Origin of the sequence: Christensenella intestinihominis (genome assembly GCF_001678845.1) — a bacterium.
Taxonomy (GTDB): Bacteria; Bacillota; Clostridia; order Christensenellales; family Christensenellaceae; genus Christensenella; species Christensenella intestinihominis.
This window is the reverse complement of record NZ_MAIQ01000006.1, coordinates 114,480-138,954: the sequence shown is the minus strand read 5'-3', so window position 1 is coordinate 138,954 and position 24,475 is coordinate 114,480. Positions and strand designations below refer to the sequence as shown.

Sequence of the window (24,475 nt, the reverse complement as noted above, 5' to 3'; positions counted from 1 at the left end):
GCATGAGACTGGTCGAAACCCTGCGCATCGTTTGGATCAATTTGATGCAAAACAAATTCAAGGTGCTACTGACCTCGCTGGGGATCATCGTGGGCGCCGTCACGATCGTGATGGTGATTGCCATCGGCAAGGGCGGCGAAGCGGAGATCGCCGGGCAGTTCCAGGGGCTTTCCGCGGAGACGATCTACGTGAACCCCGACTACAGCAAGACATTCAGCACCGATATGGAGCTTTCCGATATCCCCAAGCTGTCCCTCGACAACATGCGGCAGATGCTCGATGAAAACAGCTATTTGAAGGACATTACCATGCGTTCCAGTTATTTTAAGGACGTTGTGATGAACGGGCAGAAGGGTTCGATGCAGGTCGCGGGGGTGCTCCAGAACTACGAGCAGATCAGCAACCTCTTCCCTGCCGAGGGGGTCAATATCTCGGAAGAGGACGTGGAATATGAAAACCGCGTCGCCGTGATCGGCGACGGACTCGCGCAGAAATATTTCAAGGGGCCGGAGGACGCCATCGGCAAAACCATCAAGATTGGCGAGCAGCAATACCAGATCGTCGGCGTGCTCGAACGAAAGGGCGACGGGATGCAGGGGGTGAACCCCGACGATACGATCTTCATTCCCTTCACGACCGCGGAGCGCTTCCTTGCCGACCCTTACACCATCCCGCAGGTCGTCGCCATGGCGGACAGCGTGAACCATGTCGCCGCCGCCATGAAGCAGATGCAGGGCACGCTCGATTATATCCTCGAGGACGGCAGCATCTACATGCTGGAGGACGCGGGCAGCCGTATCGACGCGGCGATGGAATCTGCCCGCACCATGAACCTCCTGCTTATTTCCGTAGCTGCCATCGTGTTCATTGTGGGCGGCATCGGGATCATGAACGTGCTGTTCGTATCCGTCAAGGAACGCACGCGGGAGATCGGCATCCTGAAGGCGCTCGGCAGCTCGAAGCGCGACATCATGACGCAGTTCCTGCTCGAATCCGTGATTATCAGCCTGTTCGGCGGGATCGTGGGCGTGGCGCTCTCGTACGCGTGCATGCCGCTGATGGATTACACCGACATCCCCGTCCTGCCGACAGTGGACGGCCAGGTCATCGCCCTGCTGTTTGCGGTGGCGACGGGCACGCTGTTCGGCTTTTACCCGGCATATAAGGCGTCAAGGCTCAAACCCATCGACGCGCTTAATTATGAATAAACAACACAAAAAAGAAAGGAAACAAAACAAATGAAAAAAACAATCATGGTCATACTCGCAGCGCTGCTGCTCTTCTCGCTCGCGGCTTGCGCCGCCCCGGCGGAGCCGGCGGAGGCAGTCCCCTCTCAATCCCAGGACACGACTTCCGGTGAAGGCGCGCCTGACGCGAACGGAGATGCCGAAGACGGCGAAGCACTGTTCGGCAAGGTGAAATCCCTTGTAGGGAACGAGGTCTCGCTCGACCTTGCGAAAACGCCCGAGGGGGGCCTCGCGGGCGCGGTAGGCGAAGACGGCGCCTATTCGTTCACGGGTAAGGGCGGCGAAGGCATCAGCATTACCCGAAGCGAATCGGCTGCATCGGGCGCAGATGAGGCCGACGGCGATTCCGAAGGTCAAAAATCCAAATCACAGGTCATCGCCGTAGAAGGCGAGGACGGACAGGCGAATATCATTACGCCATCCGGATCGGGAGATGCGCCCAAGATGGAGCTTGAATATACGGGCGAGAGCAAAGACCTTACCATCCCCACCGGGCTTCCGATCACCGATTTTTTCGGCAACGAGCTCAAGCCCTCCGACCTGAAGGAAGGCAATGTGCTGATGGTCTCTTTTGGGCAGGACGGCTCGATCAGTTCGATCCTCGTGATGGAATAGGCTGATGGAACGTTTCCTCACCCTTGAAAAGGTCAATAAATCCTATGCCATGGGACAGGAACGCCTGCATGTCCTGAAAGACGTGAGCTTCGGCGTAGAAAAAGGCGAATACCTCACCATCCTCGGCCCCTCCGGCTCCGGGAAATCGACGCTCATGAACATCATCGGCTGTATGGATACGCTCGACTCGGGCACATACGAGCTCGACGGCGAAGCGGTCCAGGAATACGGCGATAACGAGCTGACCCTGCTGCGCAACCGGAAGATCGGGTTCATCTTTCAGAAATACCACCTGATCCCGCAGTATACGGCGCTGCAAAACGTGATCATGCCGCTTTTGCTGCGCGGTCTGTCGCGCAGCGAGGCCATCTGCGAGGCGGAAGAAAGCATACGCCTCGTGGGCCTTTGGGACAGGATCACACACCGCCCGAACGAGCTTTCGGGCGGCCAGCAGCAGCGCGTGGCCATTGCGCGGGCGCTGGTGACAAAGCCCGCCCTGTTACTGGCAGACGAGCCCACAGGCGCGCTCGATTCGGCGACCGGAAAAGAAATATTAAAGCTTTTCCAAAAGCTCAACGATACAGGCAACACAATCATCATGATCAGCCACGACGTAAACGTCGCGCAGTCAAGCAGGCGCATCCTCACGATCAGCGACGGACGGCTTGAAGAATGACAAACAAAAGGCGCTCCGGCGCCTTTTTCTTTTGCAAAAAATATGATATATTTTAAACAGCAAATTGAAAAGGAAATTTATGATGACAAAATCAGACGTATACGCCCTTCTCGATCAAAAGGGTATCTCCTACAAACGAATCGACCATGCCCCGGTATTTACCATCGAAGACATGGAGGCCGCAGGCGTTTGCCAATACGGAAACGTCTGTAAAAACCTGTTTCTCCGGAACGGAAGCGGCAAGCGCCATTTCCTTGTGTGCGTGCAGAAAGATAAAACCGTGGATTTGAAACAGCTGGGCGCGCTTCTCGGTTCCCGTATGAGCTTTGCCTCCGAAGAGCGCCTGCAAAAATATTTGGGCCTTACGCCCGGCGCGGTTACGCCGCTTGGCATATTAAACGACAAAAACGCGGAGGTTGAGGTCGTAATCGATAGCGACCTTGCCAGCGAACCATCGCTCGGCGTGCATCCGTGCGAAAACACGGCGACCATATTCCTCAATTTTGCCGATCTTAAAAAATTGATCGAAGACCACGGCAACCCTATCACATATTGCAGCCTTTAACCTTGCTTTGACGGAAAGGAACCCTTATGAAAGAAACCATCGATTGTCCAAAATGCGGGGCGGAATTTGAATTTGAAACATTCCCCCTGATGGAATATCCGGAAAAAATACTCGACCTGACGGCATTCCGGGCCACATGCCCTTCGTGCGGGGCAGAGCTGATGCTGCCCTATCCATGCGTCTATCATAATCCCGCAAGGCGCGTTATCATCCGTTTTATCCCGCGCGGGTTCGACCTTTCCGATCTTCCCGCCGGTGCGCCCGTGCCGCTGTCCGGTTATTCCCTGCGCGACGTGTATTCCGCCCACAGCTTCCGGGAAAAAACCCTGATTTTCGAGCGCGGCCTCGACGACCGGGCCATCGAACTTCTGAAAATCCTCACAATCCAGCAGAATCCGGAACGGTTCGACGTGAAAGACCCGGATGTGCTGCTGCTCGCGGACGCGGATGAAGAAGCGCTGAGCTTTTTTGCGTTGGCAAAGGATGGAAACGATTTTGTCCTCAAAACGCCGTCCGGGTTATACGACCAAATGTGCGCGGAGCTTACCTCCCCGCATTTTGACGAATCCGGCGACTTTGAAACGGTGGACAGCCAGTGGGTGCTGGATCATTTCCGCCTGCTTGAAAGTTGAAAAAAGGCCGCCCCTCATGGGCGGCCCCTTCAAAACATAGCCCGATCGTGAAAGCTGCCTGCGACGGGCGGCTTTTTTATTTCTTTTGTCCGTAATAGGCGTTTTTCCCGTGCTTCCGGAGGTAATGCTTGTCAAGCAGGCTCTGCGGCATGCGCTTGGGGCCGCCGCCCTGGAGTTCCCGCCCCACAAACGCCATCTTGGCAACCTGTTCCAGAACCACTGCGTTGTGCACGGATTCCACCGCATTCTTTCCCCATGTAAACGGCCCGTGGTTGCTCACAAGGACGCACGGCACGGCCAGCGGGTCGAGCTCCCGGAAGGTTTCAACAATCACCTTGCCTGTGTTAAGCTCATACGCCTCGCGTATTTCGCCCGGCGTAAGGCTCCGCGTGCACGGCACGTCGCCGTAAATATAATCCGCGTGCGTCGTCCCGGCTGCGGGGATATCCATTCCCGCCTGCGCCCACGAGGTCGCCCACTGCGAATGCGTGTGGGTGACACCCATGACGCCCTCGAAATTACGGTATAGCTCAAGGTGGGTATCGAGATCGGAGGACGGGTTTAAATCGCCCTCCACGATGCCGCCGTCCATATCCACGAGCACAATATCTTCCGGGCGGAGCGCGTCATATTCCACGCCGGACGGCTTGATCGCGATCACGTCCCCTTCCCGCTCGGATACATTGCCCCATGTAAACGTAATCAATCCATATTTCGGGAGCAGCATATTCGCCTCGTAAACCCTGCGTTTCAGATCATCTTTCATGCGCTTTTTTTATCCTTTTCAATGTTTTCATAACGTCGTTCCCGCCCCTGCCGAAATAATTGTGGAGCTTTTCATATTCCGCGTAAAGCGCATCGTATGTTTTCGCTTCCTCCTCGTTTGGCGTGTAAACCACGTCCTTCAGCTTGCCCATTTTTTCCGCCGCTTCAAATACGCTGTCGTATCCGCCGGCGGCGCTTCCCGCCGCAACCGCGCCAAAAATTGCCGCGCCGAGCGCCGGTCCCTGCTTGCTGCCCGAAATCCGAATCGGCTTTTTAATAATATCCGAATAAATCTGCATCATAAACGGGCTCTTTTCCGCGATGCCGCCCGCGGCATAAAACTCATCGACGGGTACGCCGTGTTTTTCAAAGTTTTCAATAATCGTGCGTGTCCCGAATGCCGTCGCTTCCACAAGCGCACGATACATTTCCTCGGGCTTTGTCTGGAGCGTCATGCCAAGCATCAGGCCCGTAAGGTCCACATCCACCAGGATCGAACGGTTCCCGTTCCACCAGTCAAGCGCCAGCAGCCCGCTTTCTCCCGCCTTTTGCCGTCCCGCCAGCTTTTGCAGGTAAACCTGGATCGGGAGGCCCTCTTTTTCCGCCGCCTCCATATAGCTTGCAGGCACGCAGTTTTCAACAAACCATGCAAAATGGTCGCCCACGCACGACTGTCCCGCTTCATATCCATAAAATCCCGGAAGGATTCCATCCTCCACATACCCGCACACGCCGGGTACCGCCCGTTCCTTCTCGGAAAGCAGCATGTGACAGGTAGACGTTCCCATGATGGCGAGCATTTTGCCCGCCCCGCTGATCTTGACCGCGGGTACGCATACATGCGCATCCACATTGCCGACGGCAACCGCCGTCCCGGCGATCAGCCCCGTCTTTTCGGCAATTTCGGGCGTAATCCCGCCCGCGCGGCTTCCAAGCGGGGAAATCTCCGTCCCCAGCTTTTCCTCCACAACATTCTCAAGCCGCGGATCAAGCGCCGCAAAGTATTCCCTGGAAGGATATCCCTCCTGCTTATGCCACAGCGCCTTATATCCGGCCGTGCAGGAGTTGCGCGTTTCCTTCCCGGTCAACTGCCACACAAGCCAGTCCGCCGCCTCGATAAAGCGGTCCATCGCCGCATAGACCTCCGGGCTTTCATCCAATATCTGCCAAATTTTCGCGAACACCCATTCCGACGAAATTTTCCCGCCGTACCGGGCCAGCCACTTCTCTCCGCGTTTTTCCGCGGTTTCCGTAATCACGTTCGCCTTATCCTGCGCCGCATGGTGCTTCCACAGCTTCACATAAGCGTTTGGTTCGTCCTCATATTCCGGCAAAAAACAAAGCGGTGTTCCATCCCGCTTCACCGGCAATACCGTGCACGACGTAAAATCAACGCCCACGCCGATCACATCCGCCGCATCCACGCCGCCCTTTTTGAGCACGTCCGGTATCACATAATACAGTGCGTCCAAATAGTCCTGCGGATGCTGGAGCGCCCAATCCACCCCCAGCTTTTTGCCGGACGGCAGCGTTTCGTCCATCACGGCATGCGGATACGCCATCTCGCTCGAAGCAATTTCCTCGCCCGTGGCAACATCCACAAGCACTGCCCGGCCCGATAACGTTCCATAATCAATTCCAATTGAGTATTTTCCCATGTCATTCCCTCCCGGATGGAAGCTGTCACTTCCCTTTTCTACTATTTTAATCCCAAACCGATGATTTCGCCACTGGATTTTTTTATTCTTATGGTAAAAACATGATTTATTTTTACGCGCTTCCCGGCAATCCGGCGCCTGCACGGCTTAAAACACAAAGAAGGCTGAAAAATTCCAGCCTTCCCCGTTACGTTTTTTTAATTACTTATAGGTATCCTTGGTATAGTCTTCCGGCGGTCCGAGGTATACGACATTTCCGTCCACCGAGATGTCCGGGAAGCCGTCAATCACCATATCGTTGGAAAGCTCGTTTCCGTCCAGCAGATACTTTGCAACTTTAACGGTAAGCGCTCCGAGGTCCTGCGTATTCCACAGGAACGCGATGTCGAGGGAACCGTCTTCAATAAACTCCTGTGCATCCTCTTTCACCGCCGTACCGACAACCGCAATCTGGTCCTGCAGCCCTTTTTCGCGAATTGCCTGCGCCGCGCCCAGCGGGCAAACCGTCGCATAGCCTACAATGCCCTTAAGGTCCGGGTACGCCTTAACGAGGTCAAGCGTTTTGCTGTAAGCCTCCTGCTGCTTTTCTTCCGTGGGAATCGGGTCTGTCACAAGGTTCAGGTTGGGATATTTTTCTGCCGCATAGGTCTTTGCATAGTCGATCCACAGGTTCTGGTTGGGTGCGGAAAGCGAACCCGTCAGGATTGCATAGTCCCCGCTGTCGCCCATTGCCTCAACCAGCATATCGATGGAATGTTCCGCAAATTCCTTATCCTCGATCTGATGGATGGATGCGTCGATCAGCTTTTCGTTATCTACCGGGGCGTCCCAGTCAAGGCAGACGATCCCTGCATTTTTTGCCTTTTCAAGCGCTGGGACAACCGCCGCCGGGTCGTTGGGGGCAACCGCAATTGCATCCACGCCCTGCGCAATCAGGTCTTCGATCATCTTAACCTGTTCCGCCGCATCCGCTTTGGAAGGCCCGGTATAGGTTACCTCTACGCCGATTTCGTCCCCCGCCGCTTTGGCGCCGTCGCCGGTCTGCGTGAAGTATGGAATCCCGATCAGCTTGGGAACAACCGCAATTTTATAATCGCCGTCGCCTGCGCCGGAAGCCGGTTCCCCGGTGTCGGACGCATCAGCCGCCGGGGCAGACGCTTCCGCAGATGCCGATGCGGCGGCACTGCCGCCCGCGTCTGTACCGCCCGCACAAGCGGCAAGCGAGAACACCATCACCGCCGCGAGCAAAATTGCCAATAGCTTTTTCATAATCATTTCCTCCTGGATTTATTGATAGTTCGGAACGCCGCAGCGTTCGGAAATTAAATTGCCTGTTATTGCGCGCCCACTTTTGCCGCCCGGGCCTTTACAAGATTGCGGTCCGAAAGTCTCCTGCTCAGGAAACGGATTGCCAGCACGCCGATCAGGATTGCGCCTATGATAATATCGATCAGGTAGCGGTTGATCCCCAGGACATTAAGGCCGGTTGTTACAATCTGGATAATGCCAACGGCAATTACCGTGCCAATCACGGAGCCATGTCCCCCCATGATGCTCGTCCCGCCAAGAACCACCGCCGAAATGCTCATCATCAGGTAAGAAGAACCATAATCCACACGCGCCGAGTTATACCGTGAAATCATAATCAATCCGCCGATCGCCGCCATCACGCTCGAGAATATGTAGACCTTCAAAACCGTGGCCTTGGTGTTTACTCCGGAAAACCTTGCGGCCGTTTCATTGCAGCCCGTCATATAAACCCGCGATCCCCATGCAGACCGTTCAAGAAGCAGGTACGCTGCGATAATCGCCCCGATATAAATCAGCATAGGAACAGGGATTCCGAAGACGTTTCCTCCTCCAAGCGCCATGAATTCCTCCGGAAAACCGGAAATCGCGCCGCCCTGGGTAATATTGGTTGCGATTCCCTGGAACAGCGTCATCGTTCCGAGTGTCACGAGCATCGCCGCAACGCCGATATAGGCAATCACACCGCCGTTGATTAATCCCGTTATCACGGCGATCAGCATCGCCGCCCCAATTGCCGCCGCGATTCCAATCCCCACGTTTGTCGCCGCAAAGTCGCTCGACAGCACATAGGCCGCGAAAATCCCGGAAAGGGAAGCAATATAGCAAATGGAAAGGTTCATGCCGCCGGTCAAAATTGCCGCCATCATCCCAAGGGACAGCAGGCCAAGCTCGGGCATTTGCGACATCATGGACCCAAGGTTATAGGCCGTCAGGAACTTATCCGGCGCGAGAATACCCAATATGATAAAAACTGCGATAAAAATGCAGGCGAGTGTCAATTCGTTTGCATATTTTTCTTTCAGTGTTTTGAATGCTTTCATGTCCCGCCCTCCTTATTCTTCTACGTCTACGCGAACAAGCTTTTCCTGTTCGCGGTTTCTGTTCAGTACGTCGATGGAAACCGCGAACACGATAATCAGGCCGACCACGATATCCTGCCAATAGGTGGGAATCCGTGCAAGAATGAGCCCGTTTTTCATAATCGCCATCAACAGCACGCCCAGCACGGTACCGGTAACGGAGCCCGAGCCGCCCATGGTGCTTGCCCCGCCGATAACCACGCAGGCAATGACGTCCATTTCCAGGCCCGTAAACGTATTCGGGTCCACCTGCTGCACAATCGACGTATGGACCACCGCCGCAAGACCCACCGTCATGCCGGTAAACACATAAATCAGCGTTTGTATCTTATCCACGTTATAGCCGACGCGCACCGCCGACGACGTGCTGCCGCCGATTGCATAAACGCCGCGGCCGACAAGCGTATATTTCAAAATCAGCGCCGTAACCGCAATCAGGGCGATAAAGATTATGACCTGGATTGGAATTCCCGCAACCGTCGCCGTTCCGAAGCTTTTGAAATCCTCCGGCAGGTTTGTGATCCATTCCCCGTTTGTCCAATAAAGCACCGCTCCGAGGACGATGGACATCGTGCCCAGCGTCGCAACAATCGGGGATATTTTCAATTTTGAAATAATCAGGCCGTTTGCGAGGCCGACCGCCGCGCCGACCGCAATCGATACGATCAATACGACAAAGAGATTCGCCCCGCTGATTGTAAGCAGCTTCCCGGAAATCACCGCGCACAGGGCGATTGTCGACGATACCGATACGTCGATGCCGCCGGAGATCAATACGGGCAGCATCCCAAGCGCCATAATGCCGATTACCGAATTGCTTTTCAGCACGTCGATGATGTTATCCGGCCGCAGGAAGACGCTGTTAGAAATCGCAATTACCACCGCAATCACGACTACGATCATAAAAATCGTAAATTCCCTTTTTTTCACCAAGCTTTTTACCATTTTGCGTCCTCCCTCAGCTCACGACCGCTTTGTCCATAATAAGTTCCTGCGTCAGGTCCTTGTTCACAAACTCACCCGAAATCCTGCCCCGCCGCATCACAAGGATACGGTCGCTCACGGCAAGAATTTCCGGCAGTTCGGACGAGATCACGATCAGGCTCGTGCCCTGGTCCGCAAGCTGCCGTAATATTTTATGGATTTCAGATTTCGCGCCTACGTCGACCCCGTTTGTCGGTTCGTCGACAATCAATATCTTTGCGTTCGTGGCAATCCATTTTGCAAGAACCACCTTTTGTTGGTTTCCGCCGGAAAGCTGCATCGCGAGCAATTCTTCGTTCCGCGGGCGCACATCCAGCTTTTCCACCCATTCGCCTACGGTCTCTTTTTGCTTTTTCCGGTTCACAAAACCAAATTTCCCTGTATATTTTTTAAGCTGCGGCAGCGCGATATTTTCCGCTACCGATTTATCGAGCACCAGGCCCTGGGTCTGCCTGCTCTCCGGGATATAACCGATCCCCGCATCGACGGCGCTCCACGTATTATCGATATGCGCCTCCTTGCCGTCAATTTTTACGCTTCCGCTGTCCGGCCGGTTCAGCCCGAAAAGCGCCTGCACCATCTCGCTGCGTCCCGCGCCGACAAGGCCTGTAATCCCCAATATTTCGCCTTTATGGAGCTCAAAGGATACGTCTTTAAAATTTCCTTTTTTGCTCAGGTGGGAAACCTCCAGCACCACCTCGGGATTTTGCACCGGGTTGGCAAGGCTGTCAAATTCAATTTTCCTGCCCACCATCAGCGAAATAAGGCCGCCGCGGTCAATTTCTTCCTTTTTGCAGCTCCTGATATACTGCCCGTCCCGGAACACGGTGAAGCGGTCGCTGATCCGGAACAGCTCATCCATTTTATGGCTTACGAACATCACGGCAATATTTTCCGCTTTCAGCTTTTCAATGATCCCGTAAAGCGTTTCCACCTCAGTTGTCGATAACGCCGAGGTCGGCTCGTCCATAATAATCATCTGCGCCTTCTGCGCCACCGCGCTTGCAATCGCAACCATTTGCTGCTTTGCAACCGAAAGGTTTTCCAGCGTTTCCAGCGGACTGATATCCGCCCCCACGATGCGGAGCGCCTCCGCCGCCTTTTTGCGGATTTCCTTCCAGTTCAGCACCTGGCGGTTTTTTTCAATCACTTGGTTGATAACGATGTTCTCCGCCACGCTCAGGTTCCCGAACAGGCTGAAATCCTGGTAAATGACGGCAATCCCCTGCCGGATTGCATCCATTGCGTTGTGTATTTTGGTTTCTTTCCCGTTGATCCTGATTGTCCCGCCTTCATCCGGCTGGTAGACGCCCGACATAATTTTTATCAGCGTGGATTTTCCCGCACCGTTTTCGCCCACCAGGGAATGTACTTCCCCGGGATAAATATCAAAATGAACGTCGCTGAGTGCTTTTACTCCCGGAAATGTTTTGCTGATATGGTCAATCTCCAAAAAAGTCTGCATGATTTCTCCCCTCTCCCGGAAAATCTGCTGTCGTTTCACAATTTTATTTAAGGCCGCTGCGTTGTTGTTTCGAATAAGTTGTATGAAATGAAACTTTAATTGTTGACCTCATTATAAATTCATGAATTTGAATTGTCAATATTTTTTATAAATCTTTTTTATAAAATAGCCTTACTTAATTGAATGGAAGCCTCGATTTATCCAAACGGTCAGAAGGTGATGGCAATTTTAAAATCGCCATATTTTCCCGCAGCACAGTCAAACGCCTCTTCCCAATCGTCCAGCGCAAATGTTTTTGATACGACGCCCGCCGTTTTCAAATTTCCGTTCATGATGTGTTCGATGACAAACGGAAAGCAATAAGGGCTTAGCTGGGAACCCCGGAGCTCAAGCTCTTTCCCGTCCCCAATAATGGACCAATCGGCGGACGTTTCACCGGAAAATACGCTGAATTCGATGAACCGGCCCTGCTTGCGGATCATTTTCAGACCCTGTATTACGCTCGACGGATGCCCGGTCGCCTCGATATAGACGTCGCATCCGTAGCCGTCCGTCATTTCCAGCACTTTTTGCGCGACATCTTCCTCCCCGGGGTTCATCACCATGTCTGCTCCGAACTCTTCCGCCTTTTTAAGCCGGCCGGGAAGAATATCCAGGGCGACAAGCTTCGCCGGATTCTTCATCCGGGCATAGGTAATCATCCCGAGTCCCAGAGACCCGGCGCCGGAAATCACCACAAAGTCCTCGTTCGTAATTTCCGCCCTGTCCACCGCATGCTTCGAGCAGCCGTACGGCTCCACAAGCAGCGCGTCAAGGAGCGGCATTTCCTTGGGAACACGGTGCAGCACCGCCGTCTTTGGATAACGTACATATTCCGCCATTCCGCCATTCAAAAAATTTTTAAAGCCAAATACATTGTGCGGCTCGCACAGCCAGTAGCGCCCTGTGCGGCAATATTCGCATTCCCCGCACGGGACAATCTGGTCCGCCGTCAGGCGGTCTCCAATCTCGTACTCCGCCACATTGGCCCCCTTATCCACTACAGTTCCCAGGAATTCATGCCCGGGGATAAACGGTGGTTCCACATAGGCGGGCTGCATGCCGTCCCCCCAAAAACGCGAAGCCCCGTGCTGGCATTTCAAGTCTCCCGCACAAATCCCGCACCCTTCCGTTTTGATGATAATATCGTCCGGGCCGCAATCCGGCGTCGGAAAATCTTTCACTAATTTATATTCTCCGGGGCCATACGCTACAAGCGCTTTCATTGTTTCAGGTATTTTTTTCATAAATCGATCCCGCCCTTTCTTTTTCGCTATTTTATTAAATAACTTTTATTAATATATTTAATAAAAGCATTTTATATTTTTACAGTATATCAATATTTCCAGGAAAGTCAATCACAAAATTTTAAAATCCAAACCGCGCAACAAAAAAGCGGAGCCAATATGGCTCCGCTGCAAATTTTCCGTCTAATCAGATTTGTTCAAAAAACTCCGCGACAAACGGCAGCGCCGCACCCGCGGCAATTGCCTCCGTCTTATATTGGCAGGGCAGCAAAAATCGTTCCGGATCGTCCCCAAACATATTGCGCTGGCGCACCATTTCCCAAAGCTGTTCCATATATCCGTCGATATATGCGCCCACATATCCCCCGATAATGATTTTGCAATCAAACAGCATCCGCAGGTTATTGACCGCCAGCGACAGGTAGCGCAGATAGGAATCCCATAACAGCTTGCTTTCCGTGTCGCCGCCGCCCAGCTTTTCAAAAAAGGCGCCCAGGTCGCCGCCCGTCGTGTCAGACAGCACGGTGGCCGAGCAATAGGTTTCAAGGCACCCGTACTGCCCGCAATAGCACGGCCGTCCATCTGCCACAACCGTCATATGGCCGACCTCCCCGCTGCGCTGGTTATCGCCTTCATACACCTTGTTGTCCAGCAGCACCGAACCGCCGATGTTGTTGCTCAGGCAGATATAGAAAGCATTTTCGATATTGTGCAGAGACCAGATTTCCGCAAAGCCCGCGGCGTTTGCGTCGTTATAAAGCAAGGACCGGTAAGGGATATATTTGGAAAAATTAGCGCAGGTTTCCCCGGTAAAGTTTAGAATACGCCCGTAAACAACCTCCTGCCCATCCCCGGAAATCAGCCCGGGCACGCCCAGTCCGACGCCCAAAACCTTTTGGGGATCGGTACGGGTCTTTTCCACAATTTCGCCGACCGCCTCACCAAGCTTGCGGTAATATTCATCCGTCATGGAAAAATCTACCTGCTTCCTTAATGTTTCGATCACCTTACCATCCAGGTCGACGACCACAACCGTGCTGTGGTGCTTTTGGATATCGATCCCGACCGCCACCTTTGCGTCGCTGATGAATGTAAACGCCGTCGCGTTCCGTCCGCCCGTGTTTCCGATCTTTCCCGCCGTATCGAGGAGCCCCTTCTCCTGCAATTCCTGCAAATTCTGCGTTACCGTAGGCAGGCTCAGCTGAAGCGCATAAACAATATCCTGCTTGGATACCGACCTGCCCTTCCGTAAAAACTCATATATTTTTTTTCGGTTCATCCCCTTAATGTCCATTCCGGACTTTCCCTGTTCCATCGCTCATCCATCCTTATTTTTTAAAAGCGTTTTATAAAACTATCATTTCGAGTATAATATAGTTTTTCTTCAATTTCAACCTATTTTTGATAATTTTTTCACATGAATTTTCACGAAAATATTTCCTTCCGTCCAAAAAATTCCACCGATTTGCAGAATTCTTCTTGACATGGAAAAAAAGCAGTGATACTATGAACGCAAGATAAGTAAATCAGTTTTAAAAAAGCTATTTAATTATTAAAGGGGTGCCAGTGATGGAAAAAAGGGTAGCAATTGTAACGGGCGGAACACGCGGCATGGGCCAGGCTATCAGCATCGGCCTTGCCCGGGAGGGAAATATCGTTTTCGCGCTGTACCGTTCGGATGAAAAAAGCGCACAGGAAACGCTTGGGAAAATGAGAAATTATTCTCCCGAATCGGAGGTCGTCCAATGTGACGTTTCCGATAAATCCTCGGTAGACTGCGCCGTGCGGAAAATAGGCGGTAAACACGACAGGATCGATATTTTAGTGAACAATGCCGGTATCTTTGATTTTTGCTTCATCGAGGACATTACGGATGAATATTTCGACCGTGTGTTCAACACCAATTTTAAGGGGCAGCTGCATATGATCCAGGCATGCGTTCCCTATATGAAGAAGAACCATTACGGACGGATTGCCAATGCTTCCTCTATTTCGAGCACATTTGCCGATTGCGGGCTCATTGCTTACGCGGCCAGCAAGGCCGGTATCGACATGATGACAAAAACGGCGGCGGGCGAACTCGCCCCCTATGGAATTACCGTAAACGCCTATGCCCCGGGCATCATTCATACGGACATGACGGATTCCATGATCGTAGAACGCGGCGACGTGCAGGTAAAGCAAATCGCCCTCCAGCGTTTTGGAAACGGCGAAGACGCGGCCGCGCTCGTTTGTTTCCTGACCTCCCCCGGCGCGGGATACGTCACGGGAGAGATCATCGGTGTGGACGGCGGCTTTTTCAAGGTCCAGAATCCATACCGCGCATATGAATATGCAAAGGAAAAAGAAATTACCACTCAATAAGTATTTTTCATTTCAAAAAAGAACTGCAGCCATAGGGTTGCAGTTCTTTTTTTTAACCTTATTTACATTCTGCCCTCGGCACGTTTTTCCGGCACTCCTCGATTTCATCGAGCGTAGGCATGGATGGAATCGCCCCGCGTTTTGTGGCCGTAAGGCCGCCCGCCGCATTTGCAAAATCAAGAATATCGTCAAGCTCCTCTTTTGTCAGCTTGTCCAGCTCCTCCGCGCTCCTGTCCTTCAGGCGGTAATGCACCGCTCCAAGGAACGCATCGCCCGATCCCGTCGTATCCACCACGCTGACCCGGAACGCCGGCATCTGCCCCGTTCCGCAGGCCGCGCAGTAAAAAGACCCAAATTCGCCGCGCGATACGAGCACCAGCCCGGGCCCCTGTTCCCTCAGCTTCCGCGCACCCGTTTCAAGGTCGGTTTCCCCGGTAAGCAGCAGCATTTCCTCCTCCGATACCTTCAGGATATCCGCCATCGGAAGCCCGTTCATGATTTCTTTTACAGCCCGCTCTTCCTCGTCCCACAAAAACGGCCTGTAATTGGGATCATAGCTCATAAGCTTGCCCTTGTCCTTCGCATAGCGGATTGCGGCGTGCGCCGCCGCCCGGCACGGATCGTCCGTAAACGAAATCGACCCATAATGGAAAATATGGCTGTCCGAAATAATATCCCACAAGAGCTCATCTTCCCGGAGCATCATGTCCGCCCCCGGCTTCCGGTAAAAACTGAACGACCTGTCGCCAAATTCATTCAGCTGCACAAACGCAATCGTCGTGTTGACGTCCGCGTCCATTACGACGCCCCTCGTATCGATTCCGCTTCCTTCGAGGACACTCACCAGGAATTTCCCGAAATCATCCCGGCCTACCTTGCCAATAAAGGCCGTCCTGCCGCCAAGCTTCGCGTTCATGGCAAGCACGTTTGCCGGCGCGCCTCCCGGGTTCCGCGCAAACCGGGCGATTCCCTGCTCGTTTACCCCATCCGGTGTAAAATCAATCAACACTTCCCCAATCGCCGTCACATCATACATAGGATTGCCTCCCGATTCCTTTTCTTTGATTATAATGTCTTTTGTACCCGGCCGCAAGTTTCTTTACAGGAAATTTTTTCAATGTCCAGCAATTCCCTTTTCATGTCGAGGCCGCCCGCATATCCGGTGAGCGCGCCACCCGCGCCAATCACGCGGTGGCAGGGAATCAGGATCGAAATCGGATTCCTGCCGTTGGCCCGGCCGACGGCGCGGCACGCCTTTGGGCGTCCGATCCGCTCCGCGATTTGTCCATAGGTCCGCGTTTCCCCGAAAGGAATTTCCAGCAGCGCGTCCCACACCGCCCTCTCAAATTCCGTTCCCGCCGGTAAAAGCGGTATATCAAACATCATCCGTTTCCTGTCCAGATACTCTTTTATCTCCTCCGCGGCACGTTTTAAAAGCGGCGTTTCCCGCTCCTCAAAGGATTCCGGACGCACCGTGCCTCCAAAAAATATATTTGTAACATAATCCCCTTCCCCGGCAATCCCAATCCTGCCAAGGCGTGTCCCGTAAAAATATGCCTGTTTCATCGGCCCCTCCTAATCCACTTTCGGCAAGACCCGGAGCAGCGTTTCCACCGCTTCTCCAAGGGCCTTTACGTCCTCTTTCCCTATTTTCTCCTCCAGCCTTTCCACAAGGTTTTCATCCTGGCGGAAAATACCTTCCAGATACCTGCGTCCTTCCTCCGTGATCTTAATATGGATAAACCGCCTGTCCCGTTCCCCATAAATCCTGCTGACAAAATTTTTTTCATAAAGCTTTTCCACTGTTTTGGTGGCCTGCTGCTTTGTGATTTTCAGCCGCCCGGCGAGCTCCGTCATGGTCATTGAGCCGCACTGGCGAAGCGTCTGCAGGCAGTAATAGGCCTCCATGCCCATTTGCGCCTTCAGCAAAGCGCCGAACGGCTTCACAATTTTGTAGTGCCAGTATGGTAAAACCGCAAATAAATTTTCGATAAAACGTTCCGACTGCACCTTTCTACCTCCCGATGTTGACAAACGCAGGCCCCAGGCATAAACTATTAGTAAATATATATTTACTATCGTCTATACATGACTATCATGCCGCCCGTTTTACTTATTCTATAGCAGGTAAGGTGTGAAAGCAAGTAATATAAAGGTTCCGTATAAAATAGGAGGCTTGGCTTGTGCCCGTGCAGGAAACAGTACATAAAAAAACAGGAAAAATCATTCTGGAAAACGCCCTTCGTTTTTCCTTCAATGTGGGCTTTTCTTATTTTTTTCAGATTCTATTTGGAATAGAAAATATTTTGCCGTCCGTTGCAATGTGCGTCGGTTTCACAATGATTCCCGGGACAGACCTTGGAATCCGCCCCCTTCCGATGGCCATTACTACATTTGTCTTATATGTCGGGAGCGGAATTGCCGCGCAGGCGGCTTTGCTTACTCCCTGGGCCGCTCTCCCGGTCAATTTCCTGTTTACCATACTGATCCTGGTTTTAAGTACGGAACCCCGCCTGATGAAAACCTCGATCAGTTTCCTGCTTTGCTTTATATTCTGCCAGGCAAATCCGGTTCCGCCGGAGGCATTCCCCATGCGGCTCGCTTCCCTCCTCACCGGCAGCGCTATTGTTGCAGCGGGTATCCTTATTTGGTGGAAAAAGAAACATTATGGCACAAATGGCAGGACCTTCCGGGAGCAGGCTAAACTGTGCGCTAAAAACCACGGCTACATGATGCGGATGTCGCTCGGCCTCTCCATCGCGATGTTCATTGGCATGGCACTTCATTTCACCCGGCCCCTGTGGATCAGTATTGTCGTGATGTCCCTGACGCAAATAGAGCTTACCGAAACCGTCCACCGTATCAAATACCGTGCGCTGGCGACAATCGTCGGAGGGATTATATTCACGGCTGTTTTCGCCATACTGGTTCCGCGTCAATACGCCTTGGTTGTTATCCTCCTGATCGGATACCTGAGCTTTTTCACCACGGAATATAAATATACGCAAATTGTAAACGCAATTTGCGCCTTGAATGCTTCGCTGGTCCTGCTTGATCCCGGCGCCGCCCTTGGCACGCGCTTCCTTTGCCTTGCCGCCGGTATCCTGATCGTCCTTGCGCTGTGGGGCTTTGAAAAGCTGATGAAAGCAAGCCTCAGGAAACGCGACACGCTCCTCCGCGAAATACCCGAACACCGGTAAACCGCCGCCAAACTAAAAGACGCACCTCACAATGCGTCTTTTTGATTTCGGTAAAACGGGCGCCGCACCGCCCTCTCCCATGTAGCCCGCGGACCGGCGGCGGAAAATTTCCCGCGCTATTTTTCCAGGAGATATTTCCCGATTTCGCGCCGCAGCGTCCTTTCGTCAAGCGGCTTTGCTAAGTGCCCATTCATTCCCGCTTCCTTTGCGGCGGCAATGTCCTCGGCAAAGGCGTCGGCCGTCATGGCAAGGATTGGAACCGTGCGCGCATCCCCGCGTTCCAGCGCACGGATCGCCCGGGCCGCCGTGTACCCGTCCATAACCGGCATTTGGATATCCATTAAAACCATATCGTAGGCCCCTTCCTGCGACTGCCTGAATACCTCGACTCCCTGTGCGCCGTCGCAGGCGACATCCACCGCTGCCCCGGCGTCGGCCAGAAGCTCCAGCGCCACCTCCTGGTTCAGCAGGTTGTCTTCTACCAGCAGGAAACGTTTTCCTGCAAAATCCGCGGCAGGATATTCCCTGGAATCCCCTGCAGACGGCTGTTCCCCCAGCACATACCGCTGGAGTCCGCGGCACAGTGTGGAAGCAAAAACCGGTTTAGACAGAAATCCCGTAATTCCCGCCGTCCGCGCCTCCTTCTCAATATCGCTCCAATCATATGCGGAGATAATTAAAATCGGTATATCCCCGCAAATTTTGCGTATCTCCCGGGCCGTTTGAAGGCCGTCCTGCCCCGGCATCTTCCAGTCGAGGATCACTGCGTCATATGTTTCTCCCTTGCGCCTGCGCTCCCGAACCTTCTCGACAAGCTGTCTGCCGCTGTCCGTCCACTCGGCGTAAACGCCAAGCTTTTGCAGCGTCTCGACGGTATATTCGCACATAACAACATCGTCGTCCGCCACGATAATGTTAAGTCCGGGAAACGTTTCGTCGCACAGGGGCGCTTCCTCGATTTTCAATGGAAGCGTCACGCAGAAGGTCGTTCCCTGCGACGGCTTGCTTTGCACCTCTATTTTTCCCTCGAGCAGTTCGACAATTTTTTTTGTAATCGCCATGCCAAGGCCGCTTCCTTCGATCGTATCCACACGGCTGTCCCGCTCCCGGCTGAACGCGTCAAAGAGATGCTCCAGGAATTGCGGCTGCATCCCGATTCCCGTGTCTGCAATCGTAAACGTAAACAGCGCGGTATCCGCGCCCTTCATAAATGTTTCCCTGACGTCCATGGTAATCCTGCCGCCCACCGGCGTGAATTTGCAGGCATTGGAAAGGATATTCAGGAACACCTGCCTCAGCCTGAGGGCGTCCCCCACGAACTGCTCGTGCATCACGCCCTGCAGCCGGATCGAAAACGCCTGTTCCTTTTGCTTGAATTGCGGCTGCATGATGGTCACGACGTTCTCCAGCTCTTCGGGCAGGAAAACCGTATCGCTGCGAAGCGCCATTTCGCCGTTTTCAATCCTTGACATATCGAGCACGTCGTTGATAAGCCCCAAAAGATGCTGGCCGGACAGGCCGATTTTTTTCAGGCAGTCCCTGACCTTGTCCCGGTCGTCAAAATGTGCCAGTGCAATATCGCGCATCCCCAGGATTGCATTCATCGGCGTACGGATATCATGCGACATCCGGGAAAAGAAGTCCGACTTCGCCCGGTTGGCCTCCTCCGCCTGCCGGAGCGCGTCGCGCAGTTCTTCCGCCTGCTTTTCCAGCTTTTTTTGCATTTCACGCAGCTCTGTTTCATTGGTAACGTCAATGTAGATCACAAGGTAAACGGGGTCGCCGTCCTGCCAGTCCACACAGTCCGCATTGATCTGGAGCCATGCTTCCCTGCCGCTGCAGCTGCGCATGCGCACCGTAAAATGAACCGGTTTCCCCGATAGCAATTCCTCTTTATGCGCCTCGAAGGTTTGCGCGTTCCGCATCACGTTTTCACGGAATACGGAGCAGCCTTCGTTTTTCCAGCTTTCCTCTCCAAAAAACTCAATGAACCGCTTGTTCGCTTCGATCAGCTTGAAGCCCAGGTCCTTCTCCACCCGGTATTTTGCGACAAATCCGGGGAGGTTGTCATATGTGACCGACTGTTCCAGCTTGGTCTGCATCACGTCGCTGATGTCGGTCATCACCGAATAGGAAACCTGGCAGCCGTCGATATATTCGTCCACAAACGTAGCCGAAAGCTGCACCCACCGGTATTCCCCGCTCTTGTGGCGCATCTGCGTAACGATGCTGTAGCCTTTCTTCCCTTCCTGCAAAGCGCCGATAACGGTCTCGCCAAGCTTTTTCCACGCCTCCGGATCGCCTTGGTAATAAAGGTCCGGACGGTTATGGTAGAGTGTCTCATATTCTTCCTTTTGATATCCGATCATCTCGTAATAAAAATCGTTGGCCCACACCAGCGTAAAATGGTCGTCCAGTAAATGTTTGCTGACGCTCACATGCAGCATATTCATCAGAGTATCGTATTCATAACCCTTCATCGAGCCGCCTGTTTTTTGTCCATCCATAATTTCTCTCCCCAATTCAATGATCCATCGGCGATAATACGCTTAAAAGTCCTTCCAGCGAATCATCATAGAAGCAATACCTGTTTTTTCCATCCTTTTTTGCCGCGTAAAGCGCCTGGTCGGCGGCATGGAACAGTTTCTCATACTTCACGCCGTTTTCCGGCGCAAGCGCAATCCCCATGCTGACGGATATTTCAAATTTTTTATACCTTCCATGTAGGGTATTGAATATTCGCCGAATAATATCCTCCACATTTCCCTTATACTCAATATACAGCAGGAATTCGTCCCCGCCGATGCGGGCCGCAATATCCTCCTCGCGCATACTCCTGCGAATCTCCCGCGACACATGCTTTAATACTTCGTCGCCGAACATGTGTCCGTATTTGTCATTCGCCTCTTTAAAGTTGTCCAAATCAAATAATACGACGGCGGATTGATTCCCGTGGACGGCCAGCCGTTTGCCAATTATTTCCCGTGCGGCGGAATGGTTGCTCAAATGGGTCAGCGAATCCTGCGCCGCCTGCCTTTTCAGCTTTTCAAGCCGCAGCTGCTCTTCATGGACGTCTGTAAATTTACCAATGACGCTGACCATCCTTTCCTGCGTTTCCCCATCCCAAATGGGCCGCGCCACCGCCTTATACCACCGGTTCTCTTCCTTTACGCGCAGGCAATAAATATTGCTTACAATCGGATGCTCGGGCGAAACGGCATGCAGGCGGCGCTTAATATCCTGGTAATCCTCCCCGGAAATAACCCCGCCCAGCTCCTTATTGCGTTCCGGGCGCTCGATAACCGTCCCGCAGCCAAGCTGCTCCGCACCCCATTCCGACAATGTCAATATATCTGTCTGGTAGCTGTATTCAAACTGGATTTCATTGGACATGGAAGCAAAAAACTGATACTTTGTCCGTTCCTGCTCGAGGAGCGAAAAAGTGCGGTGGGAAACCTGGCTGTCCACAAGCATCTGGCTGGATAATTCCCGGATATTGCCTTCGGAAACCGCGTCGATGGAGCGGACCTTCAATTCCTCCGTAAGGTGCGGGCCCACGCTTTTCAGGCATTCAAGCAAAAGCGGGCTGAAGGAGCCGCATTCGCCGGCAAGAATCATGCGCATCGCTTCCCCGTGCGAATAAGCCGGTTTATAAATCCGTATACTGGTCAGCGCGTCATATACGTCCACGAGGGCCACCACCTGCGCTTCAATCGGAATCTCCTCCCCTTCCAGCCCGTCGGGGTATCCCTTCCCGTCATACCTCTCGTGGTGCCAGCGGCAAATATTATAGGCAATTTGAATCAGCGCCTCGTGATGATGCTGAAGCGCATTTTCCATAATTTGCGCCCCGACGGCGCTGTGTGTTTTCATAATTTCAAATTCTTCCGCCGTTAGCCTGCCGGGCTTATTCAAAATTTCTTCCGGAATCGAAATTTTCCCAATGTCGTGCAAAGCGGACGCGTTGACAATCAGCGCCAGGCGGGAAGCCGAAATTGAATACCGGTCGGTCATTTCCAGCAGCTTCCTCAATAAAATCTCCGTCAGGATACGGATATGCAGCACATGCAGGCCGGATTCCCCATTCCTGAATTCAACAATGTTGGACAGGATTTCCACCATCAGGAAATTATTCCGTTCCTTTTCCACAATCTGTTCGGCCACCATGCCTTCAAGCGCCTTTTGCTTGGAATAAAGCATAATGGTATTCCGCACGCGCCGCTGAACCGTCTTTTCGTCAAAGGGACGGCTGATGTAGTCGGTTGCGCCCAAATCGAACGCATGGTCAATATAAGAGGAAGCGGTTTCTGCAGAAATGGTAATAACCGGGACCTGCTGAATCCATCCATTTTTATTCATGACGGCAAGGACTTCAAAGCCGTCCATTCTGGGCATGACAATATCGAGCAGCACAAGCGACAGTTCGTGGCGCCGCCGTTCCAGGATTTCGATGGCCTCCACGCCGTTTCCCGCTTCAATAATCTCGCAGTCCGCCGCCAGCATATCCGCCAGCATGGCCCGGTTCATCTCGGTATCGTCCACAATCAGGAGCAATGGTTTCTTTTTCATTTCAAATATATTCTTTCCGTATGATTATGGCTCTGCCAATTTTCCAATGTACGATGTCGTGCGGTCATATTCATTCCGCACCTGCGCAAAGAGCATTTTCGCCTCCCCTGTAACCCGCCGTCCGCGCAATGCCTCCGTAAGGGCGTTTGCCGCCCCATACAGGGTTTCGAGGCCCAGGTTCATACAAATTCCCTTTAGCGAATGGGCCGCGCGGAACGCTTCCTCTCCGCGCCCTTCCTCTATCGCCCCGCAAAGGGTAGGATAGCTTTCATCCGCGGGAAAACGGGAGAGGAATTTCTCTACGCGTTCCCTTTTTCCAAGCCGCGCGACCACCTTTTCATAGCTTGATCCAAGCCCGGCATAACATTCTTCTATCGTCACCTGGTTCTCCTGACTTTGCTGTTCTTCCGCTTTAACGGCATCCCAAAGCGAAGTGTCCGTCATGCGTTCCCTTCCGGATAATTCTTTCCGGAAAACTTTCCTGTTTTGGCTACAGCTATATTGTACCCGAACCGGTGGAATTAATCAAGTTGAAGCGGATTCCCGAACATGTTAATATAACATTAAAGGAAGTATAAAAGGGGGTGCCTCCTTGCGGCAGGATCGTCATTATTACGAATATTTATACAATTCCCTTGTGATGCAAATTGAATGCGGCCTTCTCATGCCCGGCGGGCAACTGCCTTCCCAATCTGAATTATGCCGTGAATATAATGCCGGCATTACCACCGTCCGAAAAGTAATCCGAATGCTGTCCGCCGCCGGATACGTACATTCCTCGGCGGGACGGCGCGCAAAGATCACCTTTCAGGGTACGCCGGAATCGTATGCCGCCTGCCTGCTGCGGCGCAGGGCGGGTATATCCGATGCTTTCCGGGGGCTGGGCGTCCTCATGCCCCCGCTTTATACGGAAGGCGCGCGCCGCTGCACCCTTGCCGACCTTAACCGTCTGCAGTCGGCTATCCATCGTATCAAAGCGGGAGCAACGCAGGCAGAGGTCTATCATCATGCCCGCAGCTTTTTCACCGCTTTACTCCGTCCTTTTCACAGCGCCTTGGTTATGGACCTTGAAGCCGATGCCGAAAACTTTCTTCAGGTCCCCGATTCTCCATTTTTAAAAACCAGGGAGCCTTTCCGGGAACTGGTATCCCGTGCAAAGTCCTGGCTTGAATCGGCTTTCGGCCTGATCGAATCCGGCTCTTATGAACTGCTCGGCCAACGTATCCGGGCAATGTATTCCTCCGCATGCACTGCCGCAAACCAATATATGGATTCCCTGGAGAATATCGCCGCACCCGAAGAGCAAGCCACGGAAAACCGTCTCTGGTTTGTGTCGAGGGGGCATTCGGAGTTATATGCCGAGCTTGCAATGTCCCTGCTGCGCCGGATCGCGGTCGGTGAATTTAAAGAAAATCAGTATTTACCTTCCATCCCCGAACTGATGCGCCAATACGGCGTAGTAAAAGATACCGCAAGCCGTGCATTGTCTTTCCTGAACCTGATCGGTGCGGTGCGGACGCTGGATAAAAAAGGAACCGTCATTGCCGGGAAAAACAAGGTGAAAAGGGGAAGCGTCGAGCTGAAAGAACCCTTAATCCGCAGGCGGGTGGAATTGTTCCTTGACGCCATGCAAATAATGGTGGTGACCGCCCGTGCCAACGCCGGTCTCATTTTTCCTTTAATGGAGGAACAGCATATCCGCCAATTGGAAGAAAAACTGGATCATGCAGAAGGCGGCCATATCAATTCAATCGCAATCCAGGTTATTGTCGGGCACTTGATCCGCCTGTCCCCTTATTATTCCCTCCGCAATATTTATGAACAGCTTAACCAGGTAATGCTGTGGGGATATTATCTGGAGGCGGCAGGCGAAAATCTACATTTTGCGCCGGAAAAGGTAGGAAACGGGGTCCGTAATTACATTGAAGCGGTCAAAACCGGCGACTGTTCCGCTTTCCTGAATGCTATGGAGTTCACCTTCTCGGAAATATACGGACAGGCTAGGGCCGCTTTCCTCGCCTCTGTCGGCGAATAAGGGAAGAACCTGTATGAATCATTC

Annotated in this window: 22 protein-coding genes; 8 read left to right on the top strand and 14 right to left on the bottom strand. The window is 52.9% G+C overall.

Annotated features, from left to right (window positions below; genetic code table 11):
- The first annotated feature begins 2 nt into the window (after nt 1–2).
- The 5 genes from BBD38_RS09555 (at nt 3) to BBD38_RS09535 (ending at nt 3,735) form a co-directional block, all read left to right on the top strand.
- Nucleotides 3–1,208, top strand: coding sequence for an ABC transporter permease (locus BBD38_RS09555; RefSeq protein WP_066687444.1), 1,206 nt, complete (start codon nt 3–5; stop codon nt 1,206–1,208).
- Nucleotides 1,209–1,238: 30 nt separating this feature from the next.
- Complete coding sequence (locus BBD38_RS09550; protein ID WP_066687441.1) at nt 1,239–1,862, top strand: hypothetical protein; 624 nt, start codon at nt 1,239–1,241, stop codon at nt 1,860–1,862.
- Between the two features lie 4 nt (nt 1,863–1,866).
- Nucleotides 1,867–2,538, top strand: a complete 672-nt coding sequence (locus tag BBD38_RS09545) for an ABC transporter ATP-binding protein (RefSeq protein ID WP_066687436.1) — start codon at nt 1,867–1,869, stop codon at nt 2,536–2,538.
- 82 nt (nt 2,539–2,620) lie between these two features.
- Nucleotides 2,621–3,103: a prolyl-tRNA synthetase associated domain-containing protein gene (locus BBD38_RS09540; RefSeq protein ID WP_082989589.1), complete on the top strand. Its 483-nt coding sequence runs from the start codon at nt 2,621–2,623 to the stop codon at nt 3,101–3,103.
- Nucleotides 3,104–3,129: 26 nt separating this feature from the next.
- Nucleotides 3,130–3,735 carry a CpXC domain-containing protein gene (locus tag BBD38_RS09535; protein WP_066687430.1) on the top strand — a complete coding sequence of 202 codons (606 nt, stop codon included), beginning with the start codon at nt 3,130–3,132 and terminating at the stop codon, nt 3,733–3,735.
- Between the two features lie 76 nt (nt 3,736–3,811).
- On the opposite strand, the gene BBD38_RS09530 is transcribed toward BBD38_RS09535, so the two are convergent.
- The 8 genes from BBD38_RS09530 to BBD38_RS09495 all read right to left on the bottom strand — a co-directional run bounded on the left by BBD38_RS09530 (nt 3,812) and on the right by BBD38_RS09495 (nt 13,598).
- Complete coding sequence (locus BBD38_RS09530; protein WP_066687428.1) at nt 3,812–4,501, bottom strand: L-ribulose-5-phosphate 4-epimerase; 690 nt, start codon at nt 4,499–4,501, stop codon at nt 3,812–3,814.
- The gene (araB, locus tag BBD38_RS09525; RefSeq protein ID WP_066687426.1) at nt 4,491–6,158 is read right to left on the bottom strand and encodes a ribulokinase; all 1,668 of its coding nucleotides are present in this window, start codon (nt 6,156–6,158) and stop codon (nt 4,491–4,493) included. The genes BBD38_RS09530 and araB overlap by 11 nt, the downstream gene beginning before the upstream one ends.
- 201 nt (nt 6,159–6,359) lie before the next feature.
- Nucleotides 6,360–7,427: an autoinducer 2 ABC transporter substrate-binding protein gene (locus tag BBD38_RS09520; RefSeq protein ID WP_066687424.1), complete on the bottom strand. Its 1,068-nt coding sequence runs from the start codon at nt 7,425–7,427 to the stop codon at nt 6,360–6,362.
- Between the two features lie 65 nt (nt 7,428–7,492).
- Nucleotides 7,493–8,509 carry an ABC transporter permease gene (locus BBD38_RS09515; RefSeq protein ID WP_066687421.1) on the bottom strand — a complete coding sequence of 339 codons (1,017 nt, stop codon included), beginning with the start codon at nt 8,507–8,509 and terminating at the stop codon, nt 7,493–7,495.
- Between the two features lie 12 nt (nt 8,510–8,521).
- Nucleotides 8,522–9,493, bottom strand: a complete 972-nt coding sequence (locus tag BBD38_RS09510; protein WP_066687419.1) for an ABC transporter permease — start codon at nt 9,491–9,493, stop codon at nt 8,522–8,524.
- 13 nt (nt 9,494–9,506) lie between these two features.
- Nucleotides 9,507–10,997, bottom strand: coding sequence for a sugar ABC transporter ATP-binding protein (locus BBD38_RS09505; RefSeq protein WP_066687417.1), 1,491 nt, complete (start codon nt 10,995–10,997; stop codon nt 9,507–9,509).
- A gap of 209 nt (nt 10,998–11,206) precedes the next feature.
- On the bottom strand, nt 11,207–12,283 hold the full coding sequence (locus BBD38_RS09500) for an alcohol dehydrogenase catalytic domain-containing protein (protein WP_066687415.1): 1,077 nt from the start codon (nt 12,281–12,283) through the stop codon (nt 11,207–11,209).
- A 187-nt stretch (nt 12,284–12,470) separates the two neighbouring features.
- Complete coding sequence (locus BBD38_RS09495; protein WP_066687413.1) at nt 12,471–13,598, bottom strand: ROK family transcriptional regulator; 1,128 nt, start codon at nt 13,596–13,598, stop codon at nt 12,471–12,473.
- Between the two features lie 254 nt (nt 13,599–13,852).
- Between BBD38_RS09495 and BBD38_RS09490 the strand changes: the two genes are divergently transcribed.
- Complete coding sequence (locus tag BBD38_RS09490) at nt 13,853–14,647, top strand: SDR family NAD(P)-dependent oxidoreductase (protein ID WP_066687411.1); 795 nt, start codon at nt 13,853–13,855, stop codon at nt 14,645–14,647.
- Between the two features lie 58 nt (nt 14,648–14,705).
- Here BBD38_RS09490 and BBD38_RS09485 read toward each other — a convergent pair whose 3' ends face one another.
- Genes BBD38_RS09485 through BBD38_RS09475 form a run of 3 tightly spaced genes read right to left on the bottom strand, consistent with a single transcriptional unit; the run spans nt 14,706 to nt 16,657 of the window.
- Nucleotides 14,706–15,683, bottom strand: a complete 978-nt coding sequence (locus BBD38_RS09485) for a carbohydrate kinase family protein (protein ID WP_066687408.1) — start codon at nt 15,681–15,683, stop codon at nt 14,706–14,708.
- A gap of 29 nt (nt 15,684–15,712) precedes the next feature.
- Nucleotides 15,713–16,213, bottom strand: a complete 501-nt coding sequence (locus BBD38_RS09480) for a methylated-DNA--[protein]-cysteine S-methyltransferase (RefSeq protein ID WP_066687405.1) — start codon at nt 16,211–16,213, stop codon at nt 15,713–15,715.
- A 9-nt stretch (nt 16,214–16,222) separates the two neighbouring features.
- On the bottom strand, nt 16,223–16,657 hold the full coding sequence (locus BBD38_RS09475; protein ID WP_066687403.1) for a MarR family winged helix-turn-helix transcriptional regulator: 435 nt from the start codon (nt 16,655–16,657) through the stop codon (nt 16,223–16,225).
- 179 nt (nt 16,658–16,836) lie between these two features.
- On the opposite strand from BBD38_RS09475, the gene BBD38_RS09470 reads away from it, so the two are divergent.
- Nucleotides 16,837–17,847, top strand: a complete 1,011-nt coding sequence (locus tag BBD38_RS09470; RefSeq protein WP_235829122.1) for an FUSC family protein — start codon at nt 16,837–16,839, stop codon at nt 17,845–17,847.
- 116 nt (nt 17,848–17,963) lie between these two features.
- On the opposite strand, the gene BBD38_RS09465 is transcribed toward BBD38_RS09470, so the two are convergent.
- Genes BBD38_RS09465 through BBD38_RS09455 form a run of 3 tightly spaced genes read right to left on the bottom strand, consistent with a single transcriptional unit; the run spans nt 17,964 to nt 22,860 of the window.
- The gene (locus tag BBD38_RS09465) at nt 17,964–20,354 is read right to left on the bottom strand and encodes a PAS domain-containing hybrid sensor histidine kinase/response regulator (RefSeq protein WP_066687399.1); all 2,391 of its coding nucleotides are present in this window, start codon (nt 20,352–20,354) and stop codon (nt 17,964–17,966) included.
- Nucleotides 20,355–20,370: 16 nt separating this feature from the next.
- Nucleotides 20,371–22,416, bottom strand: coding sequence for a bifunctional diguanylate cyclase/phosphohydrolase (locus tag BBD38_RS09460; protein ID WP_066687397.1), 2,046 nt, complete (start codon nt 22,414–22,416; stop codon nt 20,371–20,373).
- Nucleotides 22,417–22,440: 24 nt separating this feature from the next.
- Nucleotides 22,441–22,860 (bottom strand): Hpt domain-containing protein, encoded by a 420-nt coding sequence (locus tag BBD38_RS09455; protein WP_082989587.1) that lies wholly within the window; start codon nt 22,858–22,860, stop codon nt 22,441–22,443.
- A 148-nt stretch (nt 22,861–23,008) separates the two neighbouring features.
- Here BBD38_RS09455 and BBD38_RS09450 point away from each other — a divergent pair, with 148 nt between their 5' ends.
- A complete protein-coding gene (locus BBD38_RS09450; RefSeq protein ID WP_066687396.1) occupies nt 23,009–24,451 on the top strand; it encodes a GntR family transcriptional regulator in 1,443 nt (480 codons plus the stop codon).
- Nucleotides 24,452–24,475 lie beyond the last annotated feature (24 nt).

Bases quoted from the DNA above. Each gene is read 5' to 3' on its own strand.
- BBD38_RS09555 (WP_066687444.1), top strand. From the start codon at position 3: ATGAGACTGGTCGAAACCCTGCGCATCGTTTGGATCAATTTGATGCAA.
- BBD38_RS09550 (WP_066687441.1), top strand. From the start codon at position 1,239: ATGAAAAAAACAATCATGGTCATACTCGCAGCGCTGCTGCTCTTCTCG.
- BBD38_RS09545 (WP_066687436.1), top strand. From the start codon at position 1,867: ATGGAACGTTTCCTCACCCTTGAAAAGGTCAATAAATCCTATGCCATG.
- BBD38_RS09540 (WP_082989589.1), top strand. From the start codon at position 2,621: ATGACAAAATCAGACGTATACGCCCTTCTCGATCAAAAGGGTATCTCC.
- BBD38_RS09535 (WP_066687430.1), top strand. From the start codon at position 3,130: ATGAAAGAAACCATCGATTGTCCAAAATGCGGGGCGGAATTTGAATTT.
- BBD38_RS09530 (WP_066687428.1), bottom strand. From the start codon at position 4,501: ATGAAAGATGATCTGAAACGCAGGGTTTACGAGGCGAATATGCTGCTC.
- araB (WP_066687426.1), bottom strand. From the start codon at position 6,158: ATGGGAAAATACTCAATTGGAATTGATTATGGAACGTTATCGGGCCGG.
- BBD38_RS09520 (WP_066687424.1), bottom strand. From the start codon at position 7,427: ATGAAAAAGCTATTGGCAATTTTGCTCGCGGCGGTGATGGTGTTCTCG.
- BBD38_RS09515 (WP_066687421.1), bottom strand. From the start codon at position 8,509: ATGAAAGCATTCAAAACACTGAAAGAAAAATATGCAAACGAATTGACA.
- BBD38_RS09510 (WP_066687419.1), bottom strand. From the start codon at position 9,493: ATGGTAAAAAGCTTGGTGAAAAAAAGGGAATTTACGATTTTTATGATC.
- BBD38_RS09505 (WP_066687417.1), bottom strand. From the start codon at position 10,997: ATGCAGACTTTTTTGGAGATTGACCATATCAGCAAAACATTTCCGGGA.
- BBD38_RS09500 (WP_066687415.1), bottom strand. From the start codon at position 12,283: ATGAAAAAAATACCTGAAACAATGAAAGCGCTTGTAGCGTATGGCCCC.
- BBD38_RS09495 (WP_066687413.1), bottom strand. From the start codon at position 13,598: ATGGAACAGGGAAAGTCCGGAATGGACATTAAGGGGATGAACCGAAAA.
- BBD38_RS09490 (WP_066687411.1), top strand. From the start codon at position 13,853: ATGGAAAAAAGGGTAGCAATTGTAACGGGCGGAACACGCGGCATGGGC.
- BBD38_RS09485 (WP_066687408.1), bottom strand. From the start codon at position 15,683: ATGTATGATGTGACGGCGATTGGGGAAGTGTTGATTGATTTTACACCG.
- BBD38_RS09480 (WP_066687405.1), bottom strand. From the start codon at position 16,213: ATGAAACAGGCATATTTTTACGGGACACGCCTTGGCAGGATTGGGATT.
- BBD38_RS09465 (WP_066687399.1), bottom strand. From the start codon at position 20,354: ATGGATGGACAAAAAACAGGCGGCTCGATGAAGGGTTATGAATACGAT.
- BBD38_RS09460 (WP_066687397.1), bottom strand. From the start codon at position 22,416: ATGAAAAAGAAACCATTGCTCCTGATTGTGGACGATACCGAGATGAAC.
- BBD38_RS09455 (WP_082989587.1), bottom strand. From the start codon at position 22,860: ATGACGGACACTTCGCTTTGGGATGCCGTTAAAGCGGAAGAACAGCAA.